The organism is Methanosarcina spelaei (assembly GCF_002287235.1).
In the GTDB taxonomy this organism is placed as follows: Archaea; Halobacteriota; Methanosarcinia; order Methanosarcinales; family Methanosarcinaceae; genus Methanosarcina; species Methanosarcina spelaei.
Map to the genome: position 1 here is coordinate 1 of NZ_LMVP01000286.1, position 1,227 is coordinate 1,227.

The window sequence follows — 1,227 nt, forward strand, 5'->3', positions numbered from 1 at the left end:
CCTTATCAGCAGATTGATGATACAGGTGCAAGAGTCAATGGTGTCAATTATTATACTCAAATTCTTTGTAATCCTTATTATACTGCTTATTTTACAGTTCCCAATAAAAATAGAGAAAATGTTTTAGACGTGCTTTTATGTGGAAAAGAAAAAACATACTGCTTTACTGATGAAGCATATAATCTGATGAAAACGTTTAATGTTTCCCAAAGTTGGATGGAAAAACTCTCGTCTTTTAAAAACAAAATATTCAGTGACGAAGAAATGCGTCGAAAACTGGATTGTGTTTTCTCACTTAATGGATATAAAACTACTAAGAAGAAAGTCCTTGAAGCCTGTGCAATTGCGGCCTATCATCAAAGTAAAGACATACCTGTGGTTACCACACTTTTAAGTGATGATGCACGTCAGTTCAGGCAAATTGCATATCACCATGCTCTTTGTTGGATTCATGACGGTAGAAACTACAAGAAATTAAGGCCAATAGTTCCGTATCATAAAGAAAAGCTGAAAGCTTTTCTGAACAGTTACTGGAACTTTTATGGTGAGCTTTCTAAGTTTAGAATAAAACCAGATTCAGAGGTAGCGGAGCAATTATCCGTTAAGTTTGATCAGTTGTTTTCTACCAAAACAGGATATGAAAAGCTGGATGAAAGAATCGCTAAGACAAAAGAGAACAAGGAACAGCTGTTAAAGGTTCTGGTCTTGCCAGAGGTTCCGCTGCATAACAATGCAGCGGAACTGGCAGCAAGAGCAAAGGTCAGAAAAAGAGATGTCAGCCTTCAAACTATAACAGAGGAAGGAACAAAGGCAAACGACACATTTATGACGATTGTTCAGACAGCAAAGAAACTGGATGTAAGTGCATATCAGTACATATGTGATAGAGTCAGCAGTATATTTGAGATGCCATCTTTAGCTCAACTAATCAGAGAAAGAAGTTCAGTGAGTGGAAAGTGAGAGATTTCCACTCAATTTGAAGAGGATACTTTAAAATCTCTAATCTAATTTGATATCCACTTCTTTAAAAGTATCTCCCAAATGAATTTTTGCTTTCAACTTTATTTTGCAATTCTGTCAACACCATCAGTTGATATGCTATGAAACTCAATAGAGAGTAGAGTTTTCTACTCTGATTTCTTACTCTTCTAATATCGAATTTTACTGTACCCTTAATATGTCCATGTATCTTTTCACATTCAGCTCTCTTTTTATACTGATCATCAA

1 protein-coding gene and 1 pseudogene are annotated in these 1,227 nt (G+C 35.5%); one reads left to right on the forward strand and one right to left on the reverse strand.

The features are described from left to right. The coding region (locus ASJ81_RS12950) for an IS66 family transposase (protein ID WP_095643342.1) at nt 1-960 on the forward strand (960 nt) is incomplete at its 5' end. 64 nt (nt 961-1,024) lie between these two features. Here the strand turns inward: ASJ81_RS12950 and ASJ81_RS23330 are convergent. Next, nucleotides 1,025-1,227: pseudogene (locus tag ASJ81_RS23330) on the reverse strand (ISNCY family transposase); the annotation flags it as partial.